19 protein-coding genes are annotated in these 19,851 nt (G+C 52.9%); 8 read left to right on the top strand and 11 right to left on the bottom strand.

All coding sequences use genetic code 11. The annotated features are described in order from the left end of the window. Window positions 1–29: 29 nt before the first annotated feature. The 10 genes from cas2 to csx2 all read right to left on the bottom strand — a co-directional run bounded on the left by cas2 (window position 30) and on the right by csx2 (window position 11,093). Entirely contained in the window at window positions 30–308 is a 279-nt protein-coding gene (cas2, locus tag NW819_RS05170) for a CRISPR-associated endonuclease Cas2 (protein WP_414329659.1), read from the bottom strand. Further along, the gene (gene cas1 / locus NW819_RS05165) at window positions 308–1,297 is read right to left on the bottom strand and encodes a CRISPR-associated endonuclease Cas1 (protein ID WP_414413097.1); all 990 of its coding nucleotides are present in this window, start codon (window positions 1,295–1,297) and stop codon (window positions 308–310) included. Before cas1 ends, cas2 begins: the two co-directional genes overlap by 1 nt. Before the next feature lie 43 nt (window positions 1,298–1,340). Continuing rightward, window positions 1,341–1,589, bottom strand: coding sequence for a CRISPR-associated protein Csx18 (gene csx18 / locus NW819_RS05160; RefSeq protein ID WP_414413096.1), 249 nt, complete (start codon window positions 1,587–1,589; stop codon window positions 1,341–1,343). 23 nt (window positions 1,590–1,612) lie between these two features. Further along, window positions 1,613–3,313, bottom strand: coding sequence for an RAMP superfamily CRISPR-associated protein (locus NW819_RS05155; RefSeq protein ID WP_414413095.1), 1,701 nt, complete (start codon window positions 3,311–3,313; stop codon window positions 1,613–1,615). Between the two features lie 294 nt (window positions 3,314–3,607). Further along, window positions 3,608–4,249: a Uma2 family endonuclease gene (locus tag NW819_RS05150; protein ID WP_414413094.1), complete on the bottom strand. Its 642-nt coding sequence runs from the start codon at window positions 4,247–4,249 to the stop codon at window positions 3,608–3,610. Further along, entirely contained in the window at window positions 4,249–4,641 is a 393-nt protein-coding gene (locus tag NW819_RS05145) for a hypothetical protein (RefSeq protein ID WP_414357349.1), read from the bottom strand. Before NW819_RS05145 ends, NW819_RS05150 begins: the two co-directional genes overlap by 1 nt. 24 nt (window positions 4,642–4,665) lie before the next feature. Further along, entirely contained in the window at window positions 4,666–5,436 is a 771-nt protein-coding gene (cmr4, locus tag NW819_RS05140; protein WP_414413093.1) for a type III-B CRISPR module RAMP protein Cmr4, read from the bottom strand. Between the two features lie 47 nt (window positions 5,437–5,483). Further along, window positions 5,484–6,623, bottom strand: coding sequence for a type III-B CRISPR module-associated protein Cmr3 (locus tag NW819_RS05135; RefSeq protein WP_414413092.1), 1,140 nt, complete (start codon window positions 6,621–6,623; stop codon window positions 5,484–5,486). Continuing rightward, a complete protein-coding gene (gene cas10, locus NW819_RS05130; protein ID WP_414413091.1) occupies window positions 6,620–9,619 on the bottom strand; it encodes a type III-B CRISPR-associated protein Cas10/Cmr2 in 3,000 nt (999 codons plus the stop codon). The genes NW819_RS05135 and cas10 overlap by 4 nt, the downstream gene beginning before the upstream one ends. Window positions 9,620–9,821: 202 nt before the next feature. Beyond that, a complete protein-coding gene (gene csx2 / locus NW819_RS05125; RefSeq protein ID WP_414413090.1) occupies window positions 9,822–11,093 on the bottom strand; it encodes a TIGR02221 family CRISPR-associated protein in 1,272 nt (423 codons plus the stop codon). Window positions 11,094–11,259: 166 nt separating this feature from the next. On the opposite strand from csx2, the gene NW819_RS05120 reads away from it, so the two are divergent. Then, window positions 11,260–12,009, top strand: a complete 750-nt coding sequence (locus NW819_RS05120) for a Uma2 family endonuclease (protein ID WP_414413089.1) — start codon at window positions 11,260–11,262, stop codon at window positions 12,007–12,009. 132 nt (window positions 12,010–12,141) lie between these two features. Here NW819_RS05120 and NW819_RS05115 read toward each other — a convergent pair whose 3' ends face one another. Then, window positions 12,142–12,702, bottom strand: a complete 561-nt coding sequence (locus NW819_RS05115; protein ID WP_414341810.1) for a formylmethanofuran dehydrogenase subunit E family protein — start codon at window positions 12,700–12,702, stop codon at window positions 12,142–12,144. A 348-nt stretch (window positions 12,703–13,050) separates the two neighbouring features. Here NW819_RS05115 and cas6 point away from each other — a divergent pair, with 348 nt between their 5' ends. The 7 genes from cas6 (at window position 13,051) to NW819_RS05080 (ending at window position 19,763) form a co-directional block, all read left to right on the top strand. Then, complete coding sequence (gene cas6 / locus NW819_RS05110; RefSeq protein ID WP_414352074.1) at window positions 13,051–13,710, top strand: type I-MYXAN CRISPR-associated protein Cas6/Cmx6; 660 nt, start codon at window positions 13,051–13,053, stop codon at window positions 13,708–13,710. Further along, window positions 13,664–15,157 (top strand): CRISPR-associated endonuclease Cas3'', encoded by a 1,494-nt coding sequence (locus NW819_RS05105; protein ID WP_414413088.1) that lies wholly within the window; start codon window positions 13,664–13,666, stop codon window positions 15,155–15,157. Before cas6 ends, NW819_RS05105 begins: the two co-directional genes overlap by 47 nt. A gap of 21 nt (window positions 15,158–15,178) precedes the next feature. Continuing rightward, a complete protein-coding gene (gene cas3 / locus NW819_RS05100; protein WP_414413087.1) occupies window positions 15,179–16,135 on the top strand; it encodes a CRISPR-associated helicase Cas3' in 957 nt (318 codons plus the stop codon). Then, a complete protein-coding gene (gene cas8a1 / locus NW819_RS05095) occupies window positions 16,132–17,691 on the top strand; it encodes a type I-MYXAN CRISPR-associated Cas8a1/Cmx1 (RefSeq protein WP_414413086.1) in 1,560 nt (519 codons plus the stop codon). The genes cas3 and cas8a1 overlap by 4 nt, the downstream gene beginning before the upstream one ends. Window positions 17,692–17,782: 91 nt before the next feature. Then, the gene (gene cas7i / locus NW819_RS05090; protein ID WP_414413085.1) at window positions 17,783–18,703 is read left to right on the top strand and encodes a type I-B CRISPR-associated protein Cas7/Cst2/DevR; all 921 of its coding nucleotides are present in this window, start codon (window positions 17,783–17,785) and stop codon (window positions 18,701–18,703) included. After that, window positions 18,700–19,299: a type I-MYXAN CRISPR-associated protein Cas5/Cmx5/DevS gene (cas5, locus tag NW819_RS05085; RefSeq protein ID WP_414413084.1), complete on the top strand. Its 600-nt coding sequence runs from the start codon at window positions 18,700–18,702 to the stop codon at window positions 19,297–19,299. The genes cas7i and cas5 overlap by 4 nt, the downstream gene beginning before the upstream one ends. Window positions 19,300–19,487: 188 nt before the next feature. Beyond that, entirely contained in the window at window positions 19,488–19,763 is a 276-nt protein-coding gene (locus NW819_RS05080) for a hypothetical protein (protein ID WP_414352069.1), read from the top strand. Window positions 19,764–19,851: the final 88 nt, after the last annotated feature.

The raw sequence follows: 19,851 nt of genomic DNA, 5'->3' as shown, positions 1-19,851 counted from the left end.
TCAGCGTAAATGTATCAGACTTGCCTGAGCTACACAATGACCGAGCTGGGGGGTGCAGTCAGGGCAGGCCCACCCCAGATTTCCACCTGGGCGAGGACATAGCTAGTGAGCGGATAGAAGCGGACGCTGTCTTCCTCGGGCTTGATCTTCTTGCGGAGCCGCAGTTTGAGCTCCTCGAACTTGTCTTTGTCGAGGACGCACTCAAACACGCTGTATTGCACGCGCTTGCCGTAGCCTTCTAGCAGGTCGGCAATTTTCTTGCGTCGCTTGTCGCAGGGAGTATCGTAGGTAACAACATAAAGAAACATCAGCGAATCCGGTAGGGCTGGTACAAATCTTGAGGATTATAGACGGATTGCTTAAACTTTTTAACTTGCTGCGTTAGCAGATCCCAGCGGGGTTGATCTCCGTCAGGGGTCTGGATGGATCCCTCCATTCTTTGGATGAAAGCTGTAAGGTACTTTTTCCTGCCACTATCACTTAGAAAACAGCCACCATCGCGATGCTCAAAGTCTTCTTCGATGTTCATAATGCCCTTGTTGATCAGCCAGAGGACTATTGAATCTACAATAGGCGCCCGAAATTCTTCCAGTAAGTCCGAAACCAGAGCAGCATGGCGTTCACTGCTAGCGTGCAAGCAACCCTGATAGGGATCCAAATCTTGCAGCTCAATCAGGGTTAATAGATGGTTCCAGAGCACCATGTAGCCAAAGCTGAGCATGGCATTAACCGGGTTAGTGGGCGGCTGTCGAGTGCGGTTAAGCAAAACAAAGCCCCTTTGCTGAAGGCAATTTCCCAATTCCGGGAAATACAGAGCCGCAGCCGCTCCTTCAATGCCCCGCAATTGATCTAGAGACTTGGCCTCAAGAGCTTGAGCAGCCAAATGTTCCAGACTGCGCAGGGTTAGATCCCCTGTTTCAGTGGGGCGTTGCCTGAGCTGCCTCATCAGCAGCACTCGGCTATTGAGAAGCTTGGCTTGCACCATCTGAGCTGCCGTTTGCAATCGCCATGTCTCCGGCAGTGCTTGCTGCAAGTGGGCCAAGCGGCGGTAGCCCCTTGCAATGGGAATAAGGCGACCGTAGCAGTAGCCCAGCCGCGAGAGATAGGCGATGGGGATATTACGCTTCAAGCACTCTCTCACCACATCGGTGGTTACCTGGGATCGGCCAAAGATTAAAATTTGCTCCAGCAAGGGCAAAGGCACCTCCTGCAAGAGCGACTCGCCCAAATAGACCATTACGAACTCTTGCTTAAGGCTTAGCCTACACCCCTGCTGAGAGACATATAAAGTTCGCATTATTCGTCATGACGACGCAGATCTTCAGCGCCTCGCCTCTGCTCTATGGCATTGCCGGGTTTAGAGCGGCCACGCTCCGGTAAACATCAATTTCAGGACTTGACAAGAAACCCATCAAAATCTCTGCCAGACTGCCCGAAAAGAAGCTGGCAATCATGACAAGGATCGTGTTTGTAATCACGGCTGCCAATCCCAAAGGAGCAATTATCAGGATGGCCAGCGTGATCGAGCCGTTGATTAAAGCTGTGATTAGACTTGTTAGAGCTTTGACGTTGATTTTCCTTCTGGACATGTTGAGCCTCCTCTAACCTCCTACTACCGGAATGGCCAGATTTGAGCAAAGCCAACTGCTCCTCTCTCAAGGTTTTCAAGATATGTTTTCCTAGGATTCGCAGTTGCCCCAAAAACGGTAACCACCTGATAGTCATCCAAATCTGCAATCCAAACAGGGGACCGCGTGCCTGTGTCGCCGCAGAGAAACTTGTCGTATTTTCCTGGCGCTATCTTGCCTACCTTGTGCAAAACAGCCAAAGCATAGGGCTTATTAAACTCTTCTGGGCCGCTGCAGACTACAATCTTGCAGTTGGCATCTACCGCTTCTGGCCATTTATCCCTGTCAACTCGGCCAAAACTTTGTGGGCTGTTGGGGTTAATGGCTTGCTGGGTTAGGGTCTTGAGAGCCTCAAAGAAGCTGCCCAGTCGCTTTTGGAAAAGCTTCTGAAACTCGACCACCGATCCTGGCAGCTCCCAGAAGGGACTCTCTGACTTGGGAATTAGGGTAGAGCCGCGCCACCAGGGAGGCCGGTCGCGATCCTGGCGGGAGTAGCAGGGTCTTCTAGCACCTTGGCCCACACCCCCCAGATGGAACATCATCCAGGTGAGGTTAGTAAAGAGCCTTTTCACCGCCTCCTGCTCTGCTTGGGAAGCGTAATTTTGGCACTCGCTAGAAAAACTCAAGACAAGGATCCCTTCCTGTTGGCCTGCGGCTTCTCTTCGCTGATTGGGCTCCGGCCGAGAGACTTTGCCGTTCAGCAAATCCACATGGATCCAGCCGTGTTTCTGCTCGGGGGTGATGGAGCCAAACAGTTGTCCTTCCCACTTCTGAACCTGAACAACCGGCAAAACCCCCAAGGCAAAAGTGCGAAACCAGTAGCGCAGCATATTCTTAAAAGCCACAGGCCGCACTTCGGCAATGGGTCGATTATCATAGCGATTCCTACCCGGATTCCAGTTAGCTACTTGACGCCCGTGAATGAGTTGGCCTTTTAGCTCGAAGGGCAGCCGCAGGAATTCCCCTGGCATCTTGTCCAGCGATTTTCCTAGGGGGATCAGCCGGCCATAGCCAGTATTCACCTGGGATCCCACCCCTTGCTCTAGACCCTGGATCAGCCACTCCTTGACTTGAGCCAATATCTGGTCGGTACAGCCGGGGCCTTTGCGTAGGCCAATCAAAAAAGTGGCTTGTTTGAGAGAAAAGAACAAGTTAGGGTTAGGCGAGTAGTCAAGATTTTTTCCATTCCATTTCCAGATATTGTTGGCAATATCTACCGCCAGGCCTCCGGTTTTGGAGTTATCGGGATCCTCCTGCCTCTGGGGCCGAGTGGGCATAGGGTAGGCATCCAGAAAAATTACCTTGCCAGCACTGTCTTGTTCGTCAGCTTGTAGGTGACCAAACCAAGGAGCTACAGCTTTGTCCGCTTCCTCCCAAGAGAGGTTGCGCTCCCGCATCAGCTCTCGAATGGCCTGGGATCGGGCTACGCCGCGCAGGGTGGAGCTGGGAATGTAAGGGATCCCTAAGTGATCAAAAGCGGGCAGCAGCATGCTCTCCGGGCCTTTGGCTCCGCCTACCCGAATTCGCCAGGGACAGGTGACCTGAAAAGTGTTTTTTTCTCCGGCAATGCGTTTGATGCGAGCATTCAGAACTTGAAGACGCGCTCCGTAGTTTGCCTTTGCTTCTGCCTGGTGCACCAGATCGACTTTGGCTCCGTCTTTGAAAGGAGTTGCTGGAGCCCTCATCCAACGCAGATATTCAATAAAGCTAATAAAGCTCGCTGTGGGATCTGGGCTGGGGTTGGGATCCAAGGGATGCCCTAGCCAGGGAGAAGGTTGGGAATGGTTGCCGCCCCCTCCACCACCACTCCCCCCTCTCTGATTGGGGGGATGGCCTCCTCCTCGACTTCCTGAACTTGGCAGACGGCTGGGAGCCCCTTGCTGAGGTGAGCCTGGTCTTCCAGGACGGGGAAGGGGTTGTGGAGCGTTGGCAGGACGATTGCTAGGCATTTGATCTTCTCCTAAAGCTGGAAAGCAGTATTAGGAATTGCGAAGCGTTTCCCGAAATTCGCGCAACATAGCGCTGGTGCCAATTTCTAAGGCGCGTCGAATAAGTTGAGGTACAAGACTGGAGATGTCAAAGTCTGGAAAAAGCCGGCTGCAGCTCGATTCTACGTAGTCTTCTCCCTGCAGAATAAATATCCGCAAACTTCGCTCACCCAAGAGCCAAACTTCCGGCACGCCAATAGCTTTATAGGCATCGATAAAGGTCCGGGAAGTAACGTCGGACTCAATGGCCAGATCAGGCGGGGGCAATAGATCAACATCAATTCTTCCCTCACACCCTCGCATCTGCTCTAGGTTATTGACATAGAAGCAGGTGTCAGGCTCTACTCCAACGCTGCCAGGCTTTTTAAGGGTTGTTGAGCCAAAGTCTTCCCAGTCTCTCCCTTGAGAATCAAGGAGAGCTTTCACAATATCTCCGGCAATGCGGTGAGGGCGCTCGTGTTTGGATAAGGGAGACATAATCTCTAAAGTGCCGTTGTAATAGGCAATGCGAGTGCGGCGGTCTTCCCCTAACTCCTCCAAAATGCTCTCAAAGTCTTGCCAAGTCAGCGAATGGATGACCACTTGGCTTCCTTCATACAGGGAAATAGACTGGATTGGAACAGCTACACTCATTAGTCCCCCCCGCTAACGTCATGGTAAATGGCTGTAGCCCAGAAGCTGAATTCTTGCGCCAATGCAAGTCCCAGTCCTGTTAAGCCCAGGTACTCTTCAACTCCCAACCCCATGAGACGATCCAGGCCGTTGGATTTGGCAATTTCGTTTTGACCGGAGATCTTTTCTAGGCAATCGAAAAACTCCTTGACCACCTCTTTTTTGCCCTCTTGGCTAAGGGCGTCTTCTTCGGCCTTGAGGCGTAGCAGGCCCCAAGTAGAAAGATAGGTGTAGAGCTCCACAGCCTGGTTTTTTTGCTCTTTTAGCCTTTCTGGATCCCTGGTTTGCGCTCTGAGCTGGCACAGGGATTCGTAAACGGGCTTGGCCAATGTACGCGGGTCAAAGCTATTCATAAAACCTCCCTCCTAGGTTGAGATCTAGTTCAAAGACAGCTCCACAAAGCCTCGGCCCAAGCTTTCCTGGCCGCCAATCTGCATAATCTGGTTGGATTGCAGCAGATCTCGAAACTCTTTCATTGCCTCTTCAGAACTGCCATTTGCTTGGGCGGTAACCCCCCAGGTAAAGTACATCAAGCTGTCAGGAGGAATGGCCTCTTCATAGCGGAAGCCTCCTTCCACAACCTTGTGCTCGCTAAGCTTGACTTTCACCTGCCGCCACAGGCTCATTTGAATGAGGGTGGCACAGTGCTGATCTGGTAAAACAATCACGCGACTGATATTAGGATCTTTGGTGTAGCTCTTCCATTCCGACCATTGTCGAAGACCCTCTTTGAGAATGGCATCTTTGAGGTAGATAGGCTGGTTTGTTCCCAAGTTGGTGCTATAGGGATCCGGCACTGACAGATTCTGGCCTGTTAGCCGCAGCCAGCGCTTGAGCAGAAGCGGGCAGCTTATCCACACCACCCCGTGGCTGAGGGAGGGCACCGGGATCCAAAGCAAGGAGCCATCTCCAATCCAAATGGATCCCTGGGTCAGCTGATCCCCTTCCCCAATTTCGTTGCCAAAGAGCTCAAATTTTTTGTCTTTATCGGCCACGCTGGCCCGCAACCTGCCCCGGATGGTGCTGGAAGGGATGTAGGGCAAATGGGTGTGGGATTCGCGGGCAATCCCCAAGAGGTTGCCTTCTTGGGCAGTGCCGCCGGTGTGCAGGGGAGTCAATAGATGGAGGTAGGCAATCTGAAAAGTCATGGATGGGCTCCTTTTGCGAGTAAGTATTCAAGGACTGAAAGCAAAACTCAGTTGGCCCAAGGCAGCCATAGGAGCTCGCTATAGCCCAACAGCCGCCAGCGGTGGAACACGTTGAGCCGGCCATCTTCTAGCTCGGGCTCTTCTTGGTTGAGGGGGGCCGGCTGCTCCAGGTAGTAGATACTGCCAGGGGGCGCGGCAAAAACTTGGGGGGCGGGCAGGCTCATCTGCCGCTGCTCTGGGGGGCGATCCACCCGCAGGCGTCCACTGATGGCAACGGGCTTGCCGGTGGCCACGCTCACCAAGGGGCCGGTGAGGGGATGGGCGGGGTGGGGAGTGGCCAATCTCCATTCCCAGGGCCAGGCACGGCATAGGGAGCGTCCCTCCACCTTCTTGATGAACACGCCTGGGGTCACCAAGTAGGCCAAAGCGCGTCCGGCTTGGCAAAAGGCGGCCTGAGAAAGGGCCTGCAACTGCTGCCACTGCGCCTGCAACTTCGGACAGGGGGCCAGCAAAGCGCAGTGGCCTTCTCCCCCCAGCCGCAGCACTGCTTCCTGAGTAAGGGGTAGGGGATCCCAGGCTTCGCGATCGGGATCCCAGCACTCGATGGAAAGGGCCAAACTCCAGCCCGGCTGAAGGCGGATGCAGGTCTCCACAAAGTAGCCATCGGCTTCTCGCACTTGCCGCTTGCTCACCTGCAGGGTGTTGTGGGGCCGTACTTCATACTTCAACGGCGGCTTGACGGCCTGGCTGAGATCCCAGCCTTTGCCTTCCAGCGCCTTTTGCACCGCCTCGAAGGGCAGATAGCCTCCCGTTTTTTTCTTCTTGCTGCTCTGGCTGCGTTCGGGTTCCTCCTCTGCTGGCCTCAGGGACACCAACGGGGCTGGCCGGGTGGGATCCCAGTGGCAATGGAAGTAGGGATCCGTCTTGTCCAACCAAGGAACGGGAACAAGGGGGAATCCGTCTTCCAGGTGCAAAGGGGCAGGGAAATAGAGCCTTTCGTCGTGGCAGAGAAAGGGGCCCCGCAGCCGCAGCGTCAAGGGCTGGCCCAGGTAAGCCTGGATAGCACCAGCAAGGGTATGGCCGCTAGGGGGAAAGCTGCTGTTGGCCCAGGCCCGCTCTCCCGGGGCAAAGGGCTTAGCATCTCGAAACATCCACACATCCAAGGGTGATAGGGTAAACCAACTCATCGGCTGTTCCTCCCCAAAGCAACGGTGCGGTTGCGCAGCACAAAAGCTGCCAACTTGAACCAGTTTTTGATCTCCAGATCCCACTCCTGGGGCTGGGCGGGCAGGCTGTGCTGCCAAAAATGCTGGATAAACTCCACAAGCTTGTTCTGGAAGTGCTCTTTCTGCTCCGATTCCTGTTTGAAGAGATCCCGGCGGCTGCAGAACAACCGGGCCCACTCACGCACTGCCTCTAGGCTCGGAGCTGGGTGTTGCTCCCAAAGCTGGGCCGCTTGTTCAAACAAGGAGCTTTGATCCTGCTGCTGGCCCATGAGCTTCCAGTCAAAATCAAGGAGATCCTTCCACTTGTCGAACGTGTCGAACTTGCTGGTGCTCACCAGTTGGTTGCCATTGGCAAACAGCACCCGCACCTGCACGCTGTCTTTGGGGCAGCCATGGGCATAGAGGTGGCTCTTGGCTTCTTCTTCCGCTTGCCAAAGGTTTTCCAGGGCAATGGCCAGAGGCACCGAGTGATGGGCAATCACCACGCCGAAGCTGATGGTGGCTGCGGATCCCAGGGTAAAGAGGGGGCGCCGGCTCAAACCTTCGGGAGGCCGCCCTTTTTTCCACTGCCAGTAGTCCCCCAGGTTCTCAAACTCCCGCCAGTCATCCTCTCCCCCCCGGAAACACTGGCGAATATCCCACAGCCAGCCATCCCACTCCCAGAGGTTGGTGTAGGCCAAAACGTCGTCCCCACCGGCGTAGATGAGCTTGCCTGCATAGCGTTGCTCTGTTAGGTAGGGCACCAACTGGCCGGAAAAATCCAGCAGGGCGCGGCTTAGGGCGCTGTGGGTGGCAGGCCCCATGCGCTTGCGGCTGTTTTTGACAAACTTCTGAAAAGCGTCTTTGACTTGCTCCAGCTCCTCCTTGTCCTTGCCAAAGACCTCGCCAATGGCTTCCGTTTGCCCGTTGGCCAGCCGCTGTAGGGGTTGAGGCAGATAGTCGTAGTAGGATTTCATCTTCTCGCCCCTGAGCCATTTGCCCATGTCGTCCCCATCCCCGGCAGCCAGCACGTACCAACTGGCGGGGTTAACGCTGGGGTAGTAGCGGCCTAGAAGCGTCTCGATGTCCTGCCGGTAGCTTCTTTGCGTTTCCTCGTCCAGCTCCAGGTCTTCCACCAGCCAACCGGCATTGAGCAGACGGGGATGGTAGCGCAGGTTCTGCCGGTCGGCCCACGGGATCCCCCATTTGCCCCGCATTTCCCGCAGCACCCCTCTGACCTCCGGGTAGCGGGCCTCCACTGCCTGACAGGCCTGCTCAAAATGCTCCCGCTCCCGTTGCCCGTGAGTCTTGAGGTAGCCAGCCACCCCAGCCGTGAGATCCGGGTAGGAAGCGGCAATCTGGTCTTCAATCTGGTCTTCATCCAGCTCAGGGAAGAGCTCCGGCAGCACTTTGTACAAGCCCCGCTTGAGGGTTTCGGTGGCATTGAGCTGTTCCCGGCCATCGAAGAGCCCGGCCTGCCGCTGCCAAAGCCGCCGACTCTCCCCTTCTGTTATCCACCCCTGCCGCGGCGAGGGATGCACCACCGGCCCCAAGCCCGAAACGGTGCTGCGCGGCCCAAACGCAACGGGGAGCTGCCAATCGCGGGCCTGCTTACAAGCGGCTTGTAGCCGCCGACTTTGCTCCACTGCGGCTGCCCACCAAGATCCCACGTTGAGTCCGGCCTTGTATTGGCGGCGCTGTTGTCTTTGGGGATCCCAGAAGCTAGCCCGCAGAAACTCCAGCTCCTCATCCCCGAAGAGCTTTTGCTTGGCCTCTAGGTGATGGGTGCGGTTTTGGGCGCTGACCCAGGGATCCTCATCAATGGAAACCTGAGGGGGCTTGAGGATGCCGGTATCCTTGAGGGCATGAGCCGGGGATCCCAGGGGCACGGCTGCCCAGTAGTGCTGCCACTGATGCTCCAGCCATCCCTGCCAGGTGGGGTCCTCTGGGTGCAACTGCCTCAGCCAGCGGCGATCCCCCTGCAGGTAATCCAGCACCTTCTGGGCCAACTGCTTCCATTCTTCCTTGAGGGTCTGCTGCGCCATCTGCATGGCCGCTTGCACCCGGTCTTCCGGCAACAGCAGCAGGAGCACGTTGGGAAAACCGGCGGTGAGCAGGGCGTTGGCAGAAGGTTGAGGGATCCATTCTTCAAATTCGGGGTACTTCTCCCGCAGCCAGTGGTCGATTAACGGCTGGCCGTAGAGGCTGGGGTAGAGCAGACAGTCGGGGCCGTATTTCTCGGCAAGCCGCCAACTCATGCGAGCAGAAAGGTAGTGCAGCAGCCAGGATCCGGCCCAAAAGTCCCGCATCTTGCGGCTGGCTTTGATCAACTCTTGGATGGGGTTGAAGGTAAAGCTCACCAAGAAGGGACGCGCGAACTTGGGCTCGTCGTAGCCGGCCAAACATCCCGCTAGGGCTGCGGTGACGCTGGCGTGGCTCCACAGGGATCCGTCTGGCAGCCGGGTTTCTGCCGGCAATAGCAGCAAGCTCTCATCCCCAAACTCCTGACAAATGGCCTGGGGAAAGCACCGCCAAAACCACCAAAACACTTTTTGGGGATCCTCCTCTTGCCAAACCCAATCGGGGATGGCGCTCTCCTCCCGTTCCATCAGGTAGTCTGCACGGGAGTGGGCATCCTTGAGGGCTTGGTGTTGGTCATCGGCCAATTGCCAAAAGCGCTTGCGCCCGGAGAGCAAGTGGCTCATTTCTAGTCCAAGACCCAAGTTGCGATCCTCAACTTGATAGTTGATGGCTATGGGCAAATGGCCAATGGCCGCGCGGTCGCTGGCCGAGGCGATGAGATCCGCATCTCCCACACCTCTGAGAGGGGATCCCTCGGCTTTGGGAGAAGACCATCCCTGCATCGCTGCCAGTTTGGCCCACGGCCCTTCCTTGGAGCGGCCAGTCCTGTCGTGTAGGGCTTTGAGGGCGGGATCATGTAACAGACCCCAGAGCTTAGCTTGCCAGTAGTAAGACATGGTGTTTTCGCTGGAGAAACAGAACAGTTAGGAACTCCTCGAACAAGGAACAAAACCCCGGTAGCCACCCGATGTCGTGGCTACAGAAGCTACAAAACAAAATCGATCTGATCCCGGCCAGCCCTCAGTTTTCTTCAGTATTTCTCAATAGCCGTTGTTTGACCAAAAACCCAGAACCTGAGGGCGAACCGATGTCTTTAGCCTACGGAGAAGTGGAAAGATCCCCTTCCAACTTCCCTTCTGCCCAGGTCAATTTGGGAAACAGCTCTTCCAGGCCAGGCAGCAGGTCTTGCAAAACAAAGCTTTCTAGAGCTTCGCTGTTCAAAGGGTTTGGATTCATCTGCACATGGGCAACATCGTTGCGGTACTGGCTGAGGCGAGACCAGAGGTTGGCAAGTTTCTGCACATCGGGAACATGGGCAGCAATGTCAGGAGGCGCCTGGGGCTGGTCTTCCCGTGGAATGAGGGATCCCAGTTGGTGTTCGATCTCCTGCCGCGCTTCCCGCTGGCGGTAGTTGGGCAGCCCCTCACACAAGCAGAGGGCCGAGATCACCCACTCCCGAGCTAAGAGAATTGCCTGCGTGGTGAAGCGTTTCTCCACATACCAGCGCAGCATTTGAAATTGCTTTTGAACTTGAGCCTTGGCATCCGTAGCTCTGTCTGCTGGCAAAGCCAGTTGGCTGTAGCTGTCTTGAATGCTTTGCAACAGCAAGCCAAAGGGCTTGGCAAATTGGCCCACCTCTTCTGCCAACTCCTGGGTGGAGTGCCTTTGCAACCTAAGCAAGTCATCCTCCAAAAGGCTGACCGGTCTTACCAGCTCCAGGGAACGAGAGATATTGCGGATGGCTTGGCCAAAGTTCTGCAGCCGGATGGGCTTGGGATCCCTTTTGCCGAGCTTTGGTTGGCGGTAAAAGTCCCGTTGAACTGTATCCAAAAGTTGGCCCAACTCCAAGGCCGAGCCGGTGCTGATGAATTTGTCGGTAGCTGTCAGCCAATCCAAAAGCCGAACCGCCGGGGTGAGATCGATAATGGGGGTTTCGACCTGGCCAGGGCGGTAGAGGCCGTAGTAGAGCCCCTGGATTTCAACATTTTTGGCCTTGCGCAAAAGGGCGGCTCCCAAGAGCACCAGTACGGGGATGGAGCGAAAGGCGTGGGTGATATCGAAAACCAGCCGCGTATGGGGCTCGATGCTATCGACCAGCACATCGAAGATCTCCCAGGTCTCTGCCTCGGTTTTCCCTTCAGGAATGGCCTTGGCAATTTTCTCCACGTGGGGGGGTAGGCAGTCCTGTAGATGCTTCCAATGGGTGTCATGTGCTTCTTGGGTTAGCAGCACAATCACCCTCTCGATGTCAAAGAGCTGACAGAGGGCTTTGGCAACATAACGGGTTCTATCGGCTTTCCGCTCCCCAAAAACATACACCGTCTCGCTGTAGGGGCTGGTGCCTAGAGTGGTCAAAAGGGTATTAGCCATAGGGATCCTCTCGATGACGGCTTTCAAGCATTGAAGCACGGGCATCTTCAAGCTACTGCAGCTTGGAAGCCCCCCCTTCTCAAGTTGCCTGGAGAGGGTTCTGGGTTGAATGTTGCCCTATCCTCTCCCGAAAAGTGGCATCCTCTGCTCAGCCGGTGCCAGAAAGATGGGGATCTCTACCCCCAAAATTGAGTGGAGCCATCTTGCCGCTGGATTTGGATCCCTGCTCGACAACTGTTTCAAAACGGTGAAGGTGGGGGATGTCAGAGCTAGCCTAGACAGAGATTCGGCCATCCTAAACAACGGGGATCCTGTGATGCTATCGACTCCAGAGTTGTCCATTTCAGGTCAAAAGCTAACTCCCGAACAGTTTCTGGCCTTGCCGGAGGGGGATATTGTCTATGAGCTAGTCGATGGGCGGGCCGTCTCCAAAAACGAACCCATGTCGCCAAAACGCTTCCATGCTCGTCTCCAACCGGTGTTGTGGCGAATTCTGGAGGACTGGTGCTCTAGCCCTGAGTGTCCTAAGCCTGGGTCAGCACATACTGAGTGGGCAATTGTTCTGACACGAAAAGCGGAACCCTGGATCCCAGTTCCTGATGTTACTTACATCTCTAACGAGCGGTTGCCGGTTGAGGCCATGACCGATGAACCTTGTTTTGCCATTCCCGAGTTGGTGATCGAGATCCTTTCTCCTGGCCAGAGTTTTGGAGCCATAGCTCAGAAGGCAACCGATTATCTAGAAGCTGGGATCCCCAGGGTTTGGGTTGTGGATCCCCAAGCCAAGAGCATCACCGTCTTCTATCCCGATGCCCCGCCGCGCACCTTTACGGGATCCCAAGCCATTCAAGATGATTTCCTGCCGGGTCTAAAGGTGATCCCTCAAGATGTATTCGCTCAAGCCCGGATCCCTTAGGGGGTACCTAGCGAGCCCACGATAATCAGAGTTAGTTCCAGAAAGAGAGCATCCGGCAGAGGTGGCCACCCGCTCGGGTCTGGAGCTGATTGGCTCAGGAATGCCGAAGGGATCCCGCAGCGATATTCCCTGCTAGGGGCTAATGGCGAGGCGAAAGAGCTTCTCATCGGCTAGTTGAAGGACTTCCTGCCCTGCAGCCGCCAGTTGTTCCGGGGGCAAGTTCCGGTATTTGTCAATAAACTCGGGCAAAACTTGAAACTCCACCCGCTTGCCGGTCTCTCGATGGATGACCACACTGCGCATTTTTTCAAGAGATTCGACCTCCACCAGCTTCAAGTTCAACTTGCCCAAACTGGCCCCTGTTGCAGCATGCAAGCCATCCACAATGCACACAAACGGGATCTCTGCCGGCGACTCGTGAATGACCTCCACCAGAAAACGGTTCCTAGAAGTGTGGGGAGTTGGACTCATCAAGCCCAGCTCCTGCAGAGCGCGCATCCCCATGCGATAGCCGACCACGGCCCAAGGCCCAGCTCCGCCATGAATTTCCGTTACTCGCTGAATGGCCGCCGCCGTCGAGTCCGTTGCAGAACTGGTGACCGGATGAGCTGTCGCCGGCGCTCCCAGAGTTAGCTGAAGTGCGATCAGCAAAAGAGAAAGCTGCTGTGGCTTGGCAATGGATGACAGGTTCATAGGCAGCGAGAGAGCTGATAAAGAGGAGATGGGTCAAGCCATCCTAAGCTCTACCCTTCGAGGTTGCCTATGCGGGGGTAGGGGATCCAGCCCTCTTCTGGGAACTCTTCCGAAAATCACCTCCTGGCTGAAGAGGGCTAAGACCAATGGTATTGTCAGAGGTAAGCCCCTGGGCGTTGAGCACTTTCACGTGGCTGCTGTGGTCGAAAGTGCCTTGCTGCTGGCAGCAGGCCTTAGCACCCCTGACTGCCCTTTCCACTGATCGCCCTGGGGCGCCGCGCGCTGCTTGACAGAAGCGAGCTGTGTTCACTAGCATTTCTTGCATATGTTTTACGTGGCAGTTGTGTGATGAGCCACTCAATGACTGCTGAAGCTTCAATGGCAAACCCAACACATGTCCCTTACGAAGCTCCCGTAGTGGACCTATGCCTGCCCGTGCGAGGAACTACCCTCCCAGCAGATCACGGGTACGCTCTACTCGCGGCGCTATGCCACCAAGTACCAACACTGCACCGAAACCCTCACATCGGGATTTTGACAACAGCGGGAATTGGAGACAGACGAGGCAAAATCTTACTGACTCCGCACTCCCACATTAGAATTCGGCTGCCCATGGAAGCAGTGCCGGAGGTGTACAAGCTAGCCGGCAAGCAATTGAAGATTGGATCTCACGAAGTACAGCTAGGGATCCCCAGGATTTTTACTCTCAAACCAAGCACTTCCCTAAAAGCCCGAATTGTTACAATCAAGGGCTACACCGAGCCAGATCCATTTGTGCAAGCTGCCCAAGACCAGTTAGAGAAGCTTAAGATCTCAGGCCGGGTATCAGTACTGCAAGATAAAACTGGGAAACCCTTGCGCAAGACCTTGAGAATTAAAGGGCATACGATTGTAGGTTTCTCAACCTTAGTAGAGAACCTACAGGAAGAAGACTCAATTCGCCTCCAGCAGGTAGGGCTAGGTGGCCGGCGGCGCATGGGTTGTGGATTCTTTTTGCCGTGCAGGTGAGGATGACTCTACAATGTTTAAGTTTTTGCTAGCAAAATCGCTGGGAAAATGGGATCCCAGCTACCAGTCTAAAGAAGAGTATGCTCAGGCAAGGGGCGCTGCTAAACTTGCAGGCCATGTTGCGGCTGTCTTGTCAGCGGCTGAAGTCTTCTCAGATCGCCTAGGACAGACTATTTGCAAGCAGTTAGGGTTAAGTGACTCAAATCGTTTGGGAGCTGTTGTCAAATTAGGAGCTTATCTGCACGACTGGGGTAAAGCCAATCAACATTTCCAGGAGATGGTTTATCTCAAGTCATCAATCTTAGACACTGAGTCAAAAGCAAAACTTGACAAAGCTTGGAAAGCTCACAATGGGCAACAACTCATTCGTCATGAGTTTTTAAGTGGCATACTTGCGCTACAAGTCAAAGAATTCCGCGAGTGGCTAGGGAAGGCATTTTCTGAAGAGGAGCTGATCTTAGCTACTTGGGCAGCAATTGGACATCACTTCAAAGCAGGAGTAGATTCCCAAGGTAGGGAATCGCATAGAATTACAGAGTTGCCTGATGGCGCAGGACTAGGGATCTACATTTACACTGAACATACAGACTTTGAATCTGTACTGAGACTGGGATCACAGAGACTTGGGCTACCGGCAGAGATTCCAAGGGTAGCTTCAAAAAACTGGGAAAAAGAATGTCTAGAAGATTGCCTAAAGGCTCTAGAAAGTCAATTTCGAGACTTTGCCAAAAGTTTAAGCCCTGAGCAGAAGGTGCTAGTGGCTGCTGCCAAAGCAACAGTAATTGCTGCAGATCTAGCAGGGTCAATCTTACCGACAGAGGGAGAAGATCTGCAAGATTGGATTTCTGGTGCACTAAGCTTGGTTCTTCGAGAGGAAGACCTAGAGCAACTCATTGCCCAAAAACTAGGAGAAAGCTCCCTACGTCCTTTCCAAGAGCAAATGGCTGCTGCCACTCATCGAGTAACACTGGTCAAGGCAGGCTGTGGTACAGGCAAGACCTTGGGAGCCTACGCTTGGGCGAAAAAGTGGGCATCGGGAAGGCGACTGTTTTTTGGCTATCCGACCACCGGGACAGCTACTCAGGGTTACCTGGACTATGCCGAGGGATCCCCAATAGAAAAGACACTGATGCACTCACGAGCAGATTTGGATCGAGAACTTTTATTGACCGGCGAAGGCGAAGAGGATGAGGGTAATTCGTTTCGTTTGGCAGCGTTGCAAGTATGGAGAAAGAAACTGGTTATCTGCACTGTGGACTCTATTTTAGGGTTAATCCAGAACAATAGAAGACCACTATTTTCTTGGCCAGCTCTAGTTCAATCTGCCTTCGTTTTTGACGAGGTACATGCCTATGACAATCAGTTGTTTGGCTCTTTGCTGAGATTTTTACAGGCTTTTCGAGACGCACCTATACTGCTGATGAGCGCCAGCTTTACCCCGGGTTAACTCGAGGCTATTAAGCGAGTGATGAGGGAGTTGGGTGAGCCTATAGGGGATCCCATTGAAGGGCCTCAAGAGCTAGAAGAGCTGAAGCGATATCAAATACGAGAAATTCAACTAAAGGAGGATCCCATCAATTCCGAATCCATTTGGTCAGAAGTTACTAAGGCAGTTCAAGAGAACCAAAAGGTATTGTGGGTAACCAATTCAGTTGCCAGTTGCATTGACATTTATCAACAAGCCCAGAAGAAACTACAAGACATTAAAGCCGAAGTTTTAATTTATCACAGTCGGTTTCGCTATAAAGACAGACTTAGAAAGCATGAGCAGATTATTAACGCTTTTGGTCAACCAGGGCCTGTTCTCGCTGTTACTACACAGGTTTGTGAAATGTCCTTAGATTTAAGTGCAGACTTGCTTATCTCTGCTATGGCTCCAGCGACATCTTTAATTCAGCGACTAGGTCGCCTCAATCGAAGAATGAAAAGCGAGCAGGAGGGATCCCGTGTAGCTCTTTTCTACGAATGGAACGAACACCTCCCCTATGGCGCAGCAGAATTAGAAACTGGCCGGCAGCTGCTCGAACAGCTTAGAGAACTTGAGTATATTTCCCAGCGAGACCTGGCTGATATCATCTCTCAGCTCAGCCGGGAAGAGCCTGCCAGGGTGAAGTCAGCATGGCTTGATCAAAACTGGTGCACTTATCCAAGTTCCCTGCGAGAGGCCGGCTACACGATAACAGTGCTTCTGGCAGAAGATCAAGACGCTATTTGGAAGGCTGCTGAAGTCAGACAGAAGAAAGCTCTAGATAAGGGCCAAAAGCTATCGAGAATGCAAGCTTTTCTACAAGAAGCTCAAGCCTGGTCAATTCCAATTCGGATCCCAGATAAAAAGACAGAGTGGTGGAATTGGCAACGACGCGGGTTTTATTTCATCACAGAGCCTGGATATATCACCTACAGCGAGGAAGTTGGCACACCATGAGCGAATTAAAGTTGCACCTAGGACACCCCGGATTAACATTGCTGCATCGGGCGGGTTTAGCCGGACTATGGATGACCCTCAAGCAGCTAGAGCAGGAAATTCCACCAGAAAAGCGTCCAGGGTCACTAAGTTGGGAGTTGACGCCACGACAAGTTCAACTGTCCTGGCAGGGAAATGACTTTGAAGTAATTGATTGGTTGCTCAAAGAGTCTTTCCAACTTGATAATGGATTAATCGCATTGCGAGGGATCGACAGTAAGTCGATGCGAAAAGACTCCCAGGTAGTCATCCATCAAGGAATCCTGGGAACATTTCTACAACATGCCAAAACCCGTAAAGTTATTGGCGAGCAAACTCAATCTTTAGAGATTGATGAGGATCATCCACCTGTCATTATCAAGTATAAAGCTTTAGAAAGCTACGTCCATCAGGAATTTGCCAAAAATCTATGTGATAAAAACGGTAATTGGCTTAAGCAGCCAATTAGCATTGCTGGCTGGCTTAATCCTGGTGCAGTCGTTCGCCACAATGCATTTCCCTCGGATACAAGCTTTGAAGAGTCTCCAGAGATGGCCTTTATACTTCTCTACGCTCCTGTTTCTTGCTGCTACTACATACTTCGCTCGCGGCTGCGAGATCAGAAAGCTCAATATGCCCTGGTAGTTCCCGAGATTACCGATATGGAGGTCTATGCAAGCTACCGGCAAGATCCCCAGCTTCGTTATGCAGCCTACCAGGATTTTCATGCTTCGAGTTTGGGAGATGCTGGGCTTAGGTTTTTGACGTACCAAGGGATTGCAGAATCTGCTAGGGAATTTAAGGTAAAACGATGTCAGGTTCTAACTCTAGGCGTTGTTCCGTGGTCGAGCCAACAAAAATCTCGCACAGATCTACTTACTGTAGAAGCAGAATATCGCGTCTGTAAAAACTACCAGATCTGCAAAGCAGTGTTACTAGATCGAGTTGTCGTCAAGGCAAAAGCAGAGGAAGGCAGTTTCATTGCAACAAGTTTTGCTCGTGAGATGATTGCTGAAAATCTGGCAAGGGGTTACTCTTGGTATGCCGGATTTGCAGAGCAGGTTAATAGCAACGAGCAGTTTAAGCAGCTATGTTACGAGCGCGGAGGTCTAAACGAAATGGTCATGAAAACGGAAATGGATGACAGAGAGCGCTGGTTTGTTCAGGCTTGTCATGAAGCCATTCGCTTTACCTATGGTCGGTTATCTCAGAAAACCCAGGATAGGGGAGAGTTTACTAACTTCGACAGAGAAAATATACGTATTCGCACTGGTCTGACTCGATGCAAAAACGCGGAAAGCTTCCGCGAGTTTATTACTAGCTTTTGGGCGCGGGCTGGAAGAATACCGACACTCCAAGAGCATTGGGATGACTTGATGGATTTAGTTATGGATCCCAAGGAATGGAAAAAAGCGCGAGACTTAGCTCTTCTAGCGTTGGCCAGCTACAAAGGCAAGGAGCGACAGGAAGAACTTCAGGATGAGCTTGACGAGGATGATGTTGACTTGATTGTACTTGCCGAGCTAGAGGAGGACTGAAAGTGTAAAGCAAGAGCCAGAAAGTCAAGTAAAAAGTTGATGTAGCAACGACTTAACAGTTCAGTTTGAAGAATTAGCTTGGAGGAAGATTATGACTTTGCACCTGTTTGGCAACATCTTGACCAGCTACGGCACCGCTGCCAACAACCGCGGTGAGAATGACGGCAACATCACTACCCTGCAAAAGATCCTCTGGAAAAATGAGGTGCACACTACCGTCTCTGCTGAAGCAATCCGTTGGGCCCTGCGTTACTATTGGCAGGTCTCAGGGAATGGCTGCGAAGTTAACCGACGTTGGAATGATCAAACCAACGACAACGAGTGGCAAGCGCCTAACTTTGATCCCGAGCGGTATATCGATGATGATGTCCTAGGCTTTATGCGTGCGGAAGGGGCTAAAGTAGATGCCTCAGACGAAAACTCATCCAGGAAGAAGGGAGAGAAGTTACCAAAGGGCACTACCACTGCTCGGCGAGGTGTTTTGGAAGTAACTCGGGCAGTTTCTACTCGACCCTACAGCGGAGATGTAACCTTCAACGCGAAAAGTGGCCAGAAGGGACCCACTTCTCTCTACGGAACGGAGGTTCATGCTACTCGCTATCAGTACGGCTTTGCAATGACTCCTGCTCGGCTCCACCGGCAAGACCGAGTAATCGAAGTGTTAAACGGACTGGTTTCGTTGGGGGAAGTAGCCGGCAATCACTCTCGCTTTCTCTATGACTTTTCACCGGATAGCATAGTCCTGCGCTGGACACACGACTTTTCGCCACGCCTGCTCTACTGTTTTGAAGAAAACTCTGATGGAGAAATCAGCATGCCGGACTTAGTGCGTCGAGTGCAAGTGGGGGATATAGATCCTCAAGAGCTATGGCTGGCAGGAGCCGCTGCCGAAACTGAGGACGGGAAGAAGCTAGACCGGTTGGGTGCTCATGTAAGCCCAGGCATTAAATCAACAGTTGATCAACTTATCAGCTTGATTAGGCAGCAAATTTCTTGTGAGGAGGCAGCATGATTCAGCTCCAGGTTGAGGTGCCTATCGCCTGTTTCCGTCAATCTTGGGCCAGGGAGTTTGCCGAAACTTATCCAGTGCCGCCACCGGCTACTGTTTATGGAATGTTGCTTTCCCTGCTGGGAGAATGGGATCGGCATCGATATTGCGGATCCCAACTGGCAATTGCTCTCCTGAGCCAACCCCAGCTTTCTACAGTGATCCGTACCCTTCGTCGTTTTAAGACAAAAGATATTCAACATCCAAACAATGCCCGTCCTGACTACCAACAATTGCTGACCGATGTGCAAATCGCAGTTTTGGTCAATGGATCCCTTGCTCATGACTTGGAAAGAGCCTTTGAAAATCCTGAATTAATTGACCGATCTGGGGGACTAAGCCTAGGAGAGAGTCGTGACTTAGTTAACTCGGTAAGACCAATTCAGAAAGTCCCTTCAGGGGGAAGATGGCTAATTCAAGATGAGGATGGGATCCTGACCTTGCCGTATTGGGTTGATCACGTGGGATCGCGTGGTACTCGCTGGCGAAGATACTCACTCCGAACTCTTGAAGGTGATGATGTGCCGGAGTTAGCCTGGACGGAAATTTGCCCAAACTAAGCCGTGAGAATTCCAAGCTGTTGGTTCTAGACTTATCAACCTTAGGTCGAAGGCTTATTTCCGAACAGCCTATTAACCCTGCCAGGAGAAGATCTTGCGTGGAGCCTGAGTTTTGTCTCTGCTCAAAGAGAAAGCTGTTCTAAGATTGCTGAAGAACTCTATATTTTCATATTTCGGAGTATCAGATTATGCCGGCATCACTAATCGATTTCCCCGCACAGATAGATTCAGATTTGATTCGTGTTTCAGCACTGCACGCATTGGCCTACTGCCCACGACTATTTTATCTAGAGGAGGTCGAGGAGCTCTATACGGAAAACGCAGCTATTTTTGCCGGTCGGCGGTTACACACAGAGCTGGAAAAGCAAGAGGGAGAGGAGTGGGAGGATCTATTTCTAGAAAGCGAAGAACTGGGCTTGCGGGGAAGAGTGGATGCTTTGCGCACTCGTGATGGACAGATGTGATTTTCCTCTGATTGCTGTAAGGCGTTGAGCACAGCCCTTTGCAAGCATGTACCCTTATTCTATACACGTGATTTTCCTCTGATTGCCG

Origin of the sequence: Synechococcus sp. R8-2 (genome assembly GCF_047461715.1) — a bacterium.
Taxonomy (GTDB): domain Bacteria; phylum Cyanobacteriota; class Cyanobacteriia; order Thermostichales; family Thermostichaceae; genus Thermostichus.
Note: the sequence above shows the minus strand (reverse complement) of the source record. Positions and strands in the feature narration are given on the sequence as shown.